Here is a 13,293-nt window from a genome sequence, read left to right as displayed (position 1 = left end):
GTCTAGGGTCCGATAGTCTCGGCTCATGTCAGTTCCCGGTCTGTTCTCGCAGCCGGCCCCGTCCACCGACGATTCGGATCCCATCCTCGACGCGGCCCTCGATGTCTTCGCCGACATCGGGGTGCGTCGCGCCACCGTCGACGAGGTCGCCCAGCGCGCAGGCGTCGGCCGGGTGACCGTCTATCGGCGGGTCGGCGGCAAGAACGAGATCCTGGCCGCGGTGATGATCCGGGAGTCGCAGCGCCTGTACGCGGCGGTCGGCGCTGCGGCAGCAGCGGCCGACAGCTTCGAGGACCGGGTGGTACACGCCTTCGCGACCACGGTGACGACGGTGCGCTCCAACCGGGTCTGGAATCGGCTGCTCGAACTGGAATCCGCGACGGTGCTCGACCAGCTCACAGTGAACGCGTCGATGGTGCTCGCCGGTGCCGTCGCCGCGACCGCCGAGGTCCTGCGCGGACCCGACATGTCCCTCGACGACGACGAACTGCTCGCCCGCGCCGAGATCCTGGTGCGCATCACCCATTCGATCCTGCTGACGCCTCGCATCCGCCTGCCGCTCGGCACCTACGAGGATGTCGAGGCCTTCGCGCGCCGGCACCTGGTCCCCATCGCCGCGCTGCCGACGTGAGCTCCCCACCGCTCACCGCTCCTAGTTCGGTGACTAGCGCTCTGACCTGCACATAAGCGTCCACCACCCCACGCTCTCGGAGGTGCCCGAGGCGTCAGCCGAAGGGATGCCTCGAAGGCAGGCGAACGGGCCACGTCAGCGAGCCACCGGACCACTGAAAGTAGGGGAAGGTTCTTCCCCTACTTTCTGCCCCTGCTTGTTGAGTCGCCCGCGAGAAAACTCGCGGGGAGGACTCCAAGGGTAGGGGACGAGTTTCTTCCCCTATTTTCTTGTGGGTCATAGCCGCCGCGTCCCGCTCGACGGCGCTCTTCCTGCGTCCATGATCGTCGGCAAGGCCGACGGAGGGTCGCTGATCCACAAATGCCCATTTGCCCCGGTCACGACGCCACCCCGTGGCCGCAACACTGAGGTGCGAGGAGCGCTAGCGATTCGCTAGCGGTGAGCAGGCTCGCACCTGAGCCAGCGGGAGAGGCTCGCACAGCCGGCGGCAGGGAATCTAATCCCGGCTCAGGTACGGAAGCAGCGCTTGGGTTTTCGCATCGGACCAGCCGGGCGGATTCAGGATCTTCGACCACGCGTACGGGATGGCCGAGAGATAGTCGTGGCCGTGACCGTCGGGCACGCCCGTGGACACCGCCATGTCGGCGGAGACCTGGAGGAAGGTCACGAACGGAATCCACTGCATCGAGCTCAGCACGTCGCGCCCGCGCGGCTCGGAGAGCCAGTCGGGTTTGTTCAGGATGAGCCGCGGCGACCACCAGGTGATGGGGTCGCTGGCGTGCTGCAGGTAGACGATGCGTTTCGCCTCCCACTCGGTGGCGGGACGTCCGAGATCGGTCTCGTCGGCGATGAAGCGGACCTTCTCGCCGTTCTCGTAGATGGGCATCACCTGAGGTGAGCCGTCGTCGCGCTGGCGTGTGGTGTCGTTCCACAGCGTGTTGTTGAAGGTCGGGCCGGAGAACAGTGCGCCGTCGGTGCGCGCGGCGACGTCCGGGATGGTGCCGAACGGGGCCTCCCCGGCGAACGAGCCGAGACTCTCGCCGAACACCACCAGCTTGGGCCTGGTCTGCTCGGGCATCGCCTGCACGCGATCGGAGATCGCCTCGAACAGCGCGAGCCCGGCCTGGCGGGCACGTTCCTTGTCGACGAGGAACGAGATCCAGCTCGGGAGGTAGGAGTACTGCATCGCAGCGATCGCGGTGTTGCCGTTGTACATGTACTCGAGGCTGTCGACGGTGCCCTTGTTCACCCATCCGCTGCCCGTGGTGGATCCGACCGCCACCACCGCACGCTGCAGTCCACCGGTGCGTTCGAGTTCACGCGCCACCAGCTGGGCGTTCTCCTTCACGGAGTCGGTGGACTCCAGCCCTGCGTACACCCGGATCGGTTCCATGGCCGGCGCTCCGTTGAACGCCGCGAGTTCGGCCTGCGTCGGCCCCTTGGAGATGAACACCCGACCCTCACGCCCGAGGGATTCCCAGGTGACCAGCGAACCGGGTCCGCCGGATCGCAGCGACGACGTCGGCGCCACCGAATCCGGTTTCGTCTCGTCGTTGGCGGCGGCGAATGACGCGTTCAGCGCCTGCATACCGTAATTGGCGATCACGCCGTTGAGTGCGAAGAAGGTGACCAGGACGACGACAAACGCCGCGGTCGCGGCCGAGATACGGGGAGGCACGAAGCGAGTCAGCCAGCGGCTCAACGCGCGCACGCCGGCACCCCACGCCTGACCGATCGACATCAGCAGGACGAACGTGAAGAACGTGACAAGGGTGACGATCGGGACCGCGGTCCAATCCAACCGTACGACGCCCATCAGATCGCGAATCTCGTTCTGCCAGTGATTGAACCAGAGAAACATCACCACCGTGCCGACCAGTGCGACCACCGCCAGGACCAACCATGCCCACCGGGGCGGACGCGGCCACGGCTCCTCGCGGGACACCAGGTAGCGCGCCAGCCAGGTGAAGAACACGACCACGCCGTAACCGATCGCGGCCGACCCGCCACTGACCAGCCCTTGAAACAGCGGCCCACGGGGCAGCAACGACGGTGTGGCGGCGAGCCACAGGAACACCAGGGCGCCGATCATGCCGCCGAACGCGTAGCGGTGCAGTTGCCGACGCCAGGCTCCCGACACGCGCTCCTGAAAACCTGGCTTGGCCGAATCCGCAGCGGCGTCGGGACCGGTCGGATCTTCCGGCACGGTCTCGTCAGCGGCTGTGACCGACTCACTCGTCATGCGAACCCCCAGGTATGTGGCGTACGGGCTCGCATCCTATCCGCAGGCGGCACAATCGACGAGTGCCGACCAACCCTCGCAGGCGCCGACTCAAAGGTGCGCTGATCGTCGCCGCGATCATCGTCGCCCTGACGGCCGCTGATCTGCTCGCGCACTACACGCACGCCCCAGTCTCGTACTTCGTCGTGCCGGCCACGGCCGCGGTGCTGGTGGCAGCGGCTCTGATGGCCGGGCTGACGTGGACCGATCTCGGTCTGTCGCGGCAACAGTTCCGAAACGGCATCGCCTACGCTCTGGCCGCGATCATCGTGGTGGGCGCGATCGTCTCCGTCGCCGTCGCGGTTCCGGCCAGCCGCGACTTCTTCATGTCCGACCGGTACGCCGACCCGTCCGACGCCCTGCTCGCCGCCTTCGTCGTCATCCCGCTGCAGACGGTGATCCCCGAGGAACTGATCTTCCGCGGCGTGTTGCAGGGCACCCTGATGAAGTTCTTCGCCACCCGCGTGGCGCTGACCATCGGCGCGGTGGCCTTCGGACTGTGGCATCTCACGTCGTCACTGGGCCTGACTGCTGGTAACGAAGGACTCTCCGACGCAGTCGGCAGCGGAACGTTCGGACAGATCGCGGGCGTGATCGGCGCGGTGGTGGCGACGACGCTCGCCGGCTTCGTCTTCGGCTGGCTGCGCCGGCGCAGCGACAGCCTGCTCGCCCCGGTGGCGTTGCACTGGGCGCTCAACGCCACCGGCGCGATCGGCGTCGCCGTCGCGTGGCACCTCGGCTAGTGTCGCGTGACACGCGACACTAGTTTCCGACCTTCTCACCGGCGAGCGCGTGAAAGTCGTTCTCGCGGCTCGGGATCTGCGTTCCGCGGATCGAACAGCCCGCGGTCTCCTTGAGGAAGACCAGCGCAACCATACCGATGGCGCACGCACCCATCATGTAGACCGCCGGGAAGAGATTCCATCCGGTGTTCTCCACAACGGCATCGTTGACCAGCGGCGCGGTGCCACCGAACGCGGCCGTCGCGACGTTGTAGGAGATCGCGAACCCCGCGTAGCGGACCTGCGTCGGGAACATGGCCGGGAAGGTCGCCGAGATGGTGGCGAGCTGAGGAATGTAGAGCAATCCCAAGATCACGAAACCGACTATCGCCCAGGCGAATCCCTGTCCCATCAGCCAGTACAGCGGCAACGACAGCGCGAACAGGCCGATCAGCGAACCCCACCACATGGGTTTACGGCCGGTCGAATCCGACCATCGGCCGAAGAACGGGATCATTACCATCATCACGAGCTGGCCGATCAGAACCACCGTCGATCCCGAGGTCTCAGACAGTCCGATGGTGTCCTTCAGGTAGGTCGGCTGATAGGCGAGCAGTGTGTAGTTCGCGACGTTCAACGCGATCACCATGCCGAACATGATGAGGATCGGACGCCAGTAGTTGCCGAGCAGATCCTTGAACCGGGTCCACGCGGTGCCCTCGATCTCGTCTTCTTGCTCAAGTTCCTGGAAGACCGGGGTGTCCTCCATCTGAGAGCGCAGGTACAGGCCGACCAGACCCAGCGGCAGCGCGATGAGGAACGGGATACGCCAGCCCCAGGTCTGCATCGCGTCGTCGGAGAGCAGCAGTTCGAGGAACAAGACCATGGCGGTACCGCTGCAGAAGCCGGCCAGCGTGCCGAACTCCAGGAACGAACCGTACCTGCCGCGTTTGTCGTCGGGGGCGTACTCGGCCATGAAGGTCGCGGCACCGCCGTACTCACCGCCGGTGGAGAAGCCCTGGATGACCCGGAGCAGGATCAGCAGGACCGGTGCCCACACCCCGGCCACCGCGTGCGTCGGCAGGAGACCGATCAACGCGGTGGCACCCGAGATGAGCAGGATCGTCATCGCGAGAACGGATTTGCGGCCGATCCGGTCGCCGATCGGACCCCACACCATGCCACCGAGCGGACGCAGGACGAAGGAGATCGCAAAACCCAGCATCGTACCGATGGAACCCAGGTCACCGGGAAAGAAGGCGTGGGTCAAGTAGGTTGCGGCGGCCGCGTATACACCGTAGTCGTACCACTCTGTCGCATTACCGATCGCAGATGCGCCAATCGCCTTGCGGATCAGCTTCTTTCCCTCGGGTGACTCCGGATCGGGAGCCAAATCCTCATAAATGTGGGATGAGGATGCCTCAGCCATCTCTGTGCCTCCTGATTATCGTTCGGCCAGTTGTCGTCGAGTCGATGTGTGGTGATGGATAACGCGATATCGCCACGGACACAGCACGGACGAGGCCTTTCTCAACCCGCGTCGGCGGTGTCACGATCGGCACCTTCATCACCGATCAGGCGCCGCAGACCATCCGCCATGTGTGCGATCATCAGCGTGTCCGCCCGGGGTGCATCCCCGGCGGCTATGGCGTCCACCAACGCCTGATGTTCGTCGATCCGTTCCTTTCCCGAGGCGTAGGTTCCTCGCATGGCCCGCAGGCACATTCGGGTCTCCACGAGAATTGTCTCGTGCAGGCGCGAAAGTCGCTGACTTCCAGCAGATTCCACCAAAATCTGGTGGAAGTGCATATCTGCCTCTGCCATTCCCGCGCCGTTCGGTTCCGCGACGAACTCACGCATCGCGGAGACCGCGCGGGTCAACGCCGACACAGCATCGGGTTCGGCACGCGCGATCACCCGTTCGATCGCCGCTCGTTCGACGGCCGTCCGGGCGATGTACATGTCACGAATGTCGTCGTCGTCCATCGACACCACGAACAGCCCACGGTTGCGGTGGCTGACCAGCAGGCCCTCCGCGGTGAGCCGTTGCATCGCCTCACGCAGGGGACCTCGACTGACGCCGAGATCGGCGGCGAGCCCTGACTCGGTGAGCTGTGCACCGGGTGCAAAGTCGCCGTTCGCGATGGCATTGTGCAACTTACGCGCAATGATCGCCGGTGTCGACTCCTGCACGAGCGGCGTGAGCACCCCCCGGCTACCCCCAACACCGCTTTCGCGCTGCTGAGCGGCCGTTCTGCCGTCACTGATCGCCACCGTCATCACCTCTTTCTTACCCCGAATACCTCGCGTAGGAGAGCGTTTCACCGCGCGCCCCGCCCATCCAGATGTCGTTGCAAGCTGCCGCCAGATCGTCGAGACCCTCGATGATCGTCGCGAAGACATTGCCGGGAACCCACCCGACATCCCCGTTGACCAGCAAGTTGTTGCGGCCGTAGAAGACTGCCAGATCGATCAGCAAACGATGTTCTGCGGGAGCCGAATCCGGCGCATATCCGTAGGCCGGATTATCGAGCACGCCATCGAAGGTGAAGTAGCAGAGGTCACCCGGGATCGGCGTCACCGTGGTGTTCTCGAATCCAGGCTCGGCGTCGGCGAAAGCTGTTACCAGGGTGTAGATCTCGTTGCGCGCGAACTTTCCGTGGAATACCTGACCACCTAGTGGAAGTGCATCCCACACAGCCGCCGCGGTGCGCGGCGCCTGGTCGTCGAGGAGCCGGGCGACGGCGCTCACCCCACGTTTGGCGAGCGTGACACTGATGTATCGGTCGGTCATGGCCGCCGTCCCATCGTGGCGAACCCGCCGACCGCCCGCTCGTAGGCGGCGGCCGCCCGCAGAACCACCAGGTCACGATGGCGGGCGCCGACGAACTGCACGCCAGTGGGCAGACCATTGTCGAATCCGCTCGGCACCGTGACGGCCGGCTGCCCCGTCAGGTTGAAGGGATAGGTGTACGGCGTCCAGGACGTCCACTCCGGCGAGGCCGATCCCGGCGGCACCGTTGCACCTGCCTCGAAGGCGACGGCGGGCATCGACGGCGTGACGAGGATGTCGACGTCCTCGTGCAGACGACCCATCGTCGTGCCGAGTTCCATCCGGAGGGCAACCGCGTCCAGATACTCGGCGGCCGAGATGTCGTGGTGCCGTTCGATGGCGGCGAGCAGGTCCGGGTCCACGCGCTCGGCTGCCTCGGGACCGAACGCGGAGAGCACTGCGGCCGCCCCCGAGTACCACAGCACGTGGTAGGCCCACACCGGGTCGTCCCAACCCAGATCGACCTTCTCCACCGCGGCGCCGAGTCCTTCGAGGACGGCGACCGCTCGCTCCGTATTGGCATGCACACCAGCGTCGTTGGTTCCGAACGCCAGGTCCGCGCTGTATCCGACGCGGACGCCCGACAGGTCGGATGCCTCGGCGACGGCGTCGACGGCGCGGCCGGTCGGTGTCGCCAGTGCCGACCAGTCGCGCGGATCGTACCCACTGATGGTGTCGAGCAGCAGCGCGCAGTCGGCGACGGTCCTCGCCATCGGTCCGACGTGCGCGACCGGGGCAAACGGACTCGGCGGGTACATCGGCACTCGGCCCAGCGTCGCCTTGAATCCGACGACCCCACAGAACGCCGCGGGAATCCTGATCGATCCGCCGCCGTCGGTGCCCACCGACAGCGGGCCGAGACCTGCCGCGAGGGCCGCCGCTCCACCACCGCTGGAACCCCCGGACGTGCGCGACGTGTCCCAGGGATTGCGGGTCACCCCGGTCCGGGGACTGTCGGTGACGCCCTTCCAGCCGAACTCCGGTGTCGTCACCTTGCCCAGCAACACGGCACCGCCCTCGCGCAGCCGGGCCACCGCCGGTGCGTCGACATCCCAGTCCATGTCGCCGGGCTCGATCATCAGCGACCCGCGCAGCGTCGGCCAGCCCTTGGTGAGCAGCAGATCCTTGATGCTGACCGGCACTCCGTCGAGCGGGCCGATCGGTTTTCCGGCGGCGTGTCGCGCGGCCGACGCACGGGCGTCGGCCATCGTCGCATCCGGATCGACCAGACAGAACGCGTTGATGCCGCGGTCGACGGCGCCGATGGTGTCGAGCAATTCGGTGGCCACAGCCTCGGGAGACAGCTCGCCGGAGCGATACTCCGAGGCGAGTTCGGTCGCCGACAGCCAGCGCGCGTCCGGCATGCGTCTCCCTCCCACTGATTGGTAGATTGTTGACAATCTACTCGGGAGGTGTGGGAGTGACAACCACAGTCGCGATGCTCTACCCCGGCCACGCGGCCGAGGACGACTACGCCCTCATCGAGACCGCACTCGCCGACCGTTCGATCCGACTGCCGGTGGTCATCACCGAGGTGGAGTCCGACGACCACACGGTCGAGGCCATGCTGTCGGTCGGCGAGAGCGACCGACTGCTCGACGGCGCCCGGCGCGCCGCGGTCTGGGAGCCGACCTCGGTGATGTGGGCCTGTACGTCCGGGAGTTTTCTCTACGGATGGGAGGGCGCCCACCAACAGGTGGATCGCCTGACCGAGTCGTGTGGGCTACCTGCGTCGTCGACGTCGCTCGCCTTCGCCGCAGCCTGCGCGGCATTGGGGATGACCCGCGTCGCGGTGGCGGCCACCTATCCGTATGCGGTGGCCGCGGGGTTCGGCGAGTTCATGACGGCAGCGGGTGTCGAGGTCGTCGCCCTGCACGCTCATGACGTCGAAACCGCTTCGGAAGCAGGGACTCTCGATGGTGACGGGCTCTTCGACATGCTCTCGATGTCGGATTCCGACGACGCGCAGGCACTCCTCATCCCCGATACCGCGCTGCATACCGCGATGTGGGTGAACGGACTCGAGGAGAAGTTCGGCAAACCGGTCCTCACCGCCAACCAGGTCACCGTCTGGCAGGGCCTCCGATTGTGCGGAATGTCGGTGTTCGCACCGGAATTGGGGTCACTGTTCGCTTCGCACTGACAAGGAGATCGCCGACCTCATGCCACCGCGCTTCGGGCGAACAGCGATTGTCCGTGCGCGTTCGGTGACGCCGACAGCGGAATCCGGGTTTCGCCGAGTACACCCGCATCGACCAGCGTCGCCCACGCGGTGACCTGATTGGCCGAGAGCACCGGCTTGCCCAACTCGGCCTCCATCTCGGCCAGAATGTCGTAGGTCCACAGGTTGGTGCAGGAGACGAAGATCGCGTCGGCCTCGGGGTGGTCGGCGGCGCGGATGAGGTCGGCGGTGGCACCGTAGGGAATGGTCCAGATCTCATGATCGCGGCCGAGTTCCGCATGCGCGACGACCGACCGTCCCGATTCTGCGACGAAGTCACACAGCAGGGCGGTCAACGCGGAGGTGTACGGCGTCGCGACCGCGAGGCGGCCCACGTCCAGCACGTCGAGGGCTCGCAGCATCGCCTCCGACGTCGTGACCGCCTGTGCCGCACCGGCAGCGCGCATGCAGTTCGACAGTTCCACTGCCCCGGCGAGTCCGTAGACGAAGCTCCCGGACGCGCACGCATATCCGAAGGCCCGCGGTCTCACCGAGGCGACCGCACGCACAGCTGCGGCGATCTCCGCATGGTTGTTCAAGTCGCGACAGAGTTCGACGTCGACCGGCGAGTCGATGAAACCCGTGCGCGTGAAGTACAGCGACACCGACTCGGGCATCCACCGCCAGAGCTCGCGGTCGAGCGCCATGTCGAACGGACACACCATTCCGATGCCGATCTGCGCCTCCATGCAGGCAGAATGCCACATCGTCGGATTGTCTACAATCGCTGCGCGATCACGCTCGCACGAATCGATAACCCATCCCGGCCTCGGTGAGCAGATGCTTGGGATGTGCGGGATCGTCTTCGAGTTTGCGACGCAGACTCGCGAGATACACCCGCAGGTAATTGGTCTGCGTGCCGTACGACGGCCCCCACACCGACTGCAAGATCTCCTTCTGCCCCACCAGCTTTCCCTCGTGGCGGACCAGGATCTCGAGGATCCCCCACTCGGTCGGCGTCAGGTGAACGGCCGCGCCGTCCCGGGTCACCGATTTCGCCGCCAGGTCCACGACGAACGCACCCGCGTCGACGACCGGCACCTCCGGCGAATCGGCAACCACCGACCCGCGCCGGACGGCGGCCCGCAGCCGAGCCAGAAACTCCTCCATACCAAAGGGTTTGGTGACGTAATCGTCGGCCCCGGCGTCGAGCGCGGCCACCTTGTCGGCGGCATCGCTGCGTGCGGACAACACGATGACGGGCACGTTGGTCCAGCCCCGCAGTCCCTCGAGCACGGTAAGGCCGTCGATGTCGGGCAGGCCCAGATCGAGGATCACCACCTGCGGATTGGTGCGCGCCGCGGCGGACAACGCCTCGGTGCCAGTGGCCGCGGTGGTGACCGCGAAGCCACGTGCGTTCAGGTTGATACGTAAGGCCCGCAGCAATTGCGGTTCGTCGTCGACGACGAGGACCCGCACGTGGGCGGTCATGCGCTCACCCCCGACATCGGGAGGGTGGCGACCATCGTCGTCCCGCCCCCGGGTGTCTCGGTCACCTCGAGTGTGCCGTCCATCGCGGTGATGAACCCACGCGCCACCGAAAGCCCGAGCCCGACACCCGAACTCGCGCCATTCCGATCACCGTGCTGGTGGAATGACGTGAAGATCTCCGCGCGCTGGTCCACCGGAATCCCGGGGCCGTGATCGATCACCCGGATCACGCACAGCGGTTCCCCGTCGCCGGTGCCGATTCGGGCGTCGACGGTCACGTCGTCACCGCCGTGCCGCAACGCGTTGTCGATGAGATTCGCGAGGGCCCGCTCGAGCAGTCCGGCGTCGGTATACACCCATGGCTGTTCGAGATTCATCGAGACCGCGGGAACCGACGGATCGCGCCGGTACACCGCCGCCATTGCACGATGCACCACCTCGGCGAGATAGGTCTGCTGCATCTTGGGCCGCACCGCACCCGCCGCGAGCCGCGACGAATCCAGCAGATTCCCGACGAGCGAGGCCAACTGGTCGACGGATTCTTCGACGGTGGCCAGCAACTCCGCGGTGTCCTCGGCGCTGAAGGTGACGTCGGTGCTGCGCAGACTCGACACCGACGCCTTCGCCGCAGCCAGCGGAGTACGCAGGTCGTGGCTGACGGCCGCGAGCAATGCCCGACGCAGTTCGTCGGTCTGCGCCAGCGCGGTGGCCTCGGCCGCCTCGGCCTCGAGTTGGTGACGCTGAACTGCACCCGCGGCCTGGGTGGCGACGCTGATGAGAACCCGTCGGTCGCGTCCGCCGAGTTTCGGCCCGTTGAGCCACAATTCGAAGCGCCCATCCGGAACCGGGCACACGGTCACGGCATCACCTTCGGCGGCGGGCGGATTGGACCCGACCTTCTCGACGATCTCCGGCGAACCGCGGTCTACCCGTCGGACGAGCGAGACACCTTCCTGATCATAGGTTTCCCGAACGCGTTCGAGTAGCGCCGACACATCCGCGCCACCGAGAACGGCGCTGGAGAACAGCGACAGCAGTTCGGCATCCCGCGTTGCTTGTTGCGCCTGGACGCGTCGAACCGTCGCCGAATCCACGAGTACCGCAACAGCAATGGCGATCACCAGCATCACCAGGATGGTGATGAGGTTGTCGGGCTCGTCGATGGTGAACGTGAATCGAGGATCGGTGAAGAAGTAGTTGAGCAGCAGACCCGACACCACCGCCGACAACGCGGCCGGACCCACGCCGCCCAACATCGACACTGCGAGAACGGTGACGAAGAACAGCGCCGACTCGCTGGCGAAGCCGAGCCACCGGTCCAGGATGGCGAGGACACCGGTCACCGCGATGGGCACCGCCACCGCGGCGGCCCAACTCAGCGGACGGTGAAATCTCGTGTCCCGGATGTCGAGTCGGTTACGACGACGTGTTTCGTCGTGCGTGACCATGTGCACGTCGATGCGCCCCGACTCGCGGACGACCGTCGTGCCGACTCCTTCGTCGAGGATGCGCTGCCACCGCGGCCGACGCGAGGTACCCAGCACCAACTGGGTCGCGTTGACTCCACGCGCGAAATCCAGGAGCGTCGCCGGGATGTCGTCGCCGACGACGGTGTGGATCTTGGCACCGAACCCGGCTGCCAGTTCCCGCAGTGCGGAGATGTCGACCGAGGTCTTGGCGGCCAAACCGTCACCGCGCACGATGTGCACCACCACCAACTCGGCACTCGACCGCGATGCGATGCGGCTGGCCCGACGCAGAAGCGTCGCCGACTCCGGCCCGCCCGTGATCGCCACCACGACCCGCTCGCGCGCCTCCCACGTGTCGGTGATCGAATGTGCCGCACGGTAATCGGCGAGGTTGTCGTCGACCTGATCGGCCAGCCACAGCAACGCCAACTCTCGCAGCGCGGTGAGGTTGCCCTGCCGGAAATAGTTCGACAGCGCACCTTCGATCCGCCCGCCCGGATACACCTTTCCCGCCGCGAGCCGCTGACGCAGCGCCTGCGGGGCGATGTCCACCAGTTCGATCTGGTCGGCGGCCCGGACCACGTCGTCGGGCACGGTCTCGCGCTGGGTGATGCCGGTGATCTGGGCGACCACGTCGTTGAGGCTCTCCAAGTGCTGGATGTTGATCGTCGACAGCACGTCGATGCCGGCGTCTCGCAGCGCCTCGATGTCTTGCCAGCGTTTGGCGTTGGCCAACCCGGGCGCATTGGTGTGGGCCAGTTCGTCGACGAGCGCCACCTGCGGTTTGCGCGCCAGCACAGCGTCGAGATCCATTTCCTCGAGAACCGTGCCGCGGTAGGAGACGCTGCGCCTGGCAACGACCTCGAATCCGTCGACGAGGGCGGCGGTGGCCACGCGACCGTGTGATTCGACCACGGCCACAACCACATCCGCACCCTCGTCGACGAGGAGCCGTGCGGTGGCGAGCATCTCGTAGGTCTTGCCGACGCCCGGTGCACACCCCAAGAAGACCTCTAACCGTCCCCTGGCATCACCTGCGTTGGCCATGATCACCAGTGTATGTCTCGAACAATCACGCCGAGCACGGTGCACGGTGGCCCAGTGCGAGGTTGACTTCGAGAACGTTGACGCGCGCCTGCCCGAGGAAACCGATCGTGCGGCCCTCGGTGTGGTCGTCGACGATCTGCTGCACCTGCGCCGGGGACTTCCCGGTCACGCGAGCGATCCGCGGTACCTGTAGACGTGCGTACTCGGGGCTGATGTGCGGGTCGAGGCCCGATCCCGACCCGGTGACCGCATCCGCCGGAACCGCCGCCGGCGCAACGCCCTCACGCTGGGCGATCTCTGTGCGCCGCGCCTCGATCCATGCCTTGAGGTCCTCGTTGTTCGGCCCCTTGTTGCTCGCCGCCGACGCAGCCGGATCACCGGCCGCCATCGGGTCGTCGGAGGAACCGAGCACCCGGGCATGGAGATTCGGATCGGGCGCTCCCGCAGGCACCTTCGGATCGATGCCGATGAGCGTGGAACCCACCGGGCAGCCGGCGGAATCGGTTACCTGCGAACCGTCGGCGGAGTTGCTCCCGACCCTCGAGACCACCCAGACCGCTGCCGGGTACACCACGCCCAGCAGCAGTGTCAGCGCCAGCAGAATGCTTGCCGCTGCAACGCATTGCCGCACAAAGCCAGATACGAGCGTGTTCATGAC

The 13,293-nt window shown here is 66.4% G+C and carries 12 protein-coding genes; 3 read left to right on the top strand and 9 right to left on the bottom strand.

The window, feature by feature from the left end:
• The first annotated feature begins 25 nt into the window (after positions 1 to 25).
• The gene (locus ACWDTF_RS15605) at positions 26 to 631 is read left to right on the top strand and encodes a TetR family transcriptional regulator (protein ID WP_433256429.1); all 606 of its coding nucleotides are present in this window, start codon (positions 26 to 28) and stop codon (positions 629 to 631) included.
• A 496-nt stretch (positions 632 to 1,127) separates the two neighbouring features.
• On the opposite strand, the gene ACWDTF_RS15600 is transcribed toward ACWDTF_RS15605, so the two are convergent.
• Positions 1,128 to 2,873, bottom strand: coding sequence for an alpha/beta hydrolase (locus tag ACWDTF_RS15600; RefSeq protein ID WP_449754626.1), 1,746 nt, complete (start codon positions 2,871 to 2,873; stop codon positions 1,128 to 1,130).
• A 62-nt stretch (positions 2,874 to 2,935) separates the two neighbouring features.
• On the opposite strand from ACWDTF_RS15600, the gene ACWDTF_RS15595 reads away from it, so the two are divergent.
• Positions 2,936 to 3,655, top strand: coding sequence for a CPBP family intramembrane glutamic endopeptidase (locus tag ACWDTF_RS15595; protein ID WP_449754625.1), 720 nt, complete (start codon positions 2,936 to 2,938; stop codon positions 3,653 to 3,655).
• Positions 3,656 to 3,674: 19 nt separating this feature from the next.
• On the opposite strand, the gene ACWDTF_RS15590 is transcribed toward ACWDTF_RS15595, so the two are convergent.
• From ACWDTF_RS15590 to ACWDTF_RS15575, 4 genes are all read right to left on the bottom strand, one after another.
• The gene (locus ACWDTF_RS15590; RefSeq protein ID WP_355275419.1) at positions 3,675 to 5,063 is read right to left on the bottom strand and encodes an MFS transporter; all 1,389 of its coding nucleotides are present in this window, start codon (positions 5,061 to 5,063) and stop codon (positions 3,675 to 3,677) included.
• A gap of 101 nt (positions 5,064 to 5,164) precedes the next feature.
• Positions 5,165 to 5,902 carry a GntR family transcriptional regulator gene (locus ACWDTF_RS15585; RefSeq protein ID WP_449754639.1) on the bottom strand — a complete coding sequence of 246 codons (738 nt, stop codon included), beginning with the start codon at positions 5,900 to 5,902 and terminating at the stop codon, positions 5,165 to 5,167.
• Positions 5,903 to 5,924: 22 nt separating this feature from the next.
• Positions 5,925 to 6,428, bottom strand: a complete 504-nt coding sequence (locus tag ACWDTF_RS15580; RefSeq protein WP_355275421.1) for a DUF3830 family protein — start codon at positions 6,426 to 6,428, stop codon at positions 5,925 to 5,927.
• The gene (locus ACWDTF_RS15575) at positions 6,425 to 7,831 is read right to left on the bottom strand and encodes an amidase (RefSeq protein WP_449754624.1); all 1,407 of its coding nucleotides are present in this window, start codon (positions 7,829 to 7,831) and stop codon (positions 6,425 to 6,427) included. The genes ACWDTF_RS15580 and ACWDTF_RS15575 overlap by 4 nt, the downstream gene beginning before the upstream one ends.
• Before the next feature lie 56 nt (positions 7,832 to 7,887).
• Between ACWDTF_RS15575 and ACWDTF_RS15570 the strand changes: the two genes are divergently transcribed.
• Positions 7,888 to 8,610: a maleate cis-trans isomerase family protein gene (locus ACWDTF_RS15570; RefSeq protein ID WP_355275425.1), complete on the top strand. Its 723-nt coding sequence runs from the start codon at positions 7,888 to 7,890 to the stop codon at positions 8,608 to 8,610.
• Between the two features lie 17 nt (positions 8,611 to 8,627).
• On the opposite strand, the gene ACWDTF_RS15565 is transcribed toward ACWDTF_RS15570, so the two are convergent.
• Genes ACWDTF_RS15565 through ACWDTF_RS15550 form a run of 4 tightly spaced genes read right to left on the bottom strand, consistent with a single transcriptional unit; the run spans position 8,628 to position 13,290 of the window.
• The gene (locus ACWDTF_RS15565; protein WP_355275463.1) at positions 8,628 to 9,377 is read right to left on the bottom strand and encodes a maleate cis-trans isomerase family protein; all 750 of its coding nucleotides are present in this window, start codon (positions 9,375 to 9,377) and stop codon (positions 8,628 to 8,630) included.
• Between the two features lie 46 nt (positions 9,378 to 9,423).
• Positions 9,424 to 10,119 carry a response regulator gene (locus ACWDTF_RS15560; RefSeq protein ID WP_449754623.1) on the bottom strand — a complete coding sequence of 232 codons (696 nt, stop codon included), beginning with the start codon at positions 10,117 to 10,119 and terminating at the stop codon, positions 9,424 to 9,426.
• Entirely contained in the window at positions 10,116 to 12,635 is a 2,520-nt protein-coding gene (locus ACWDTF_RS15555; protein WP_449754622.1) for a DUF4118 domain-containing protein, read from the bottom strand. The genes ACWDTF_RS15560 and ACWDTF_RS15555 overlap by 4 nt, the downstream gene beginning before the upstream one ends.
• A 25-nt stretch (positions 12,636 to 12,660) precedes the next feature.
• Positions 12,661 to 13,290 (bottom strand): potassium-transporting ATPase subunit C, encoded by a 630-nt coding sequence (locus ACWDTF_RS15550; protein ID WP_449754621.1) that lies wholly within the window; start codon positions 13,288 to 13,290, stop codon positions 12,661 to 12,663.
• Positions 13,291 to 13,293: the final 3 nt, after the last annotated feature.

Source organism: Gordonia sp. NPDC003422, assembly GCF_053588675.1.
The sequence above is the reverse complement of the archived record's forward strand: the minus strand, read 5'-3'. Positions and strand labels throughout refer to the sequence as shown.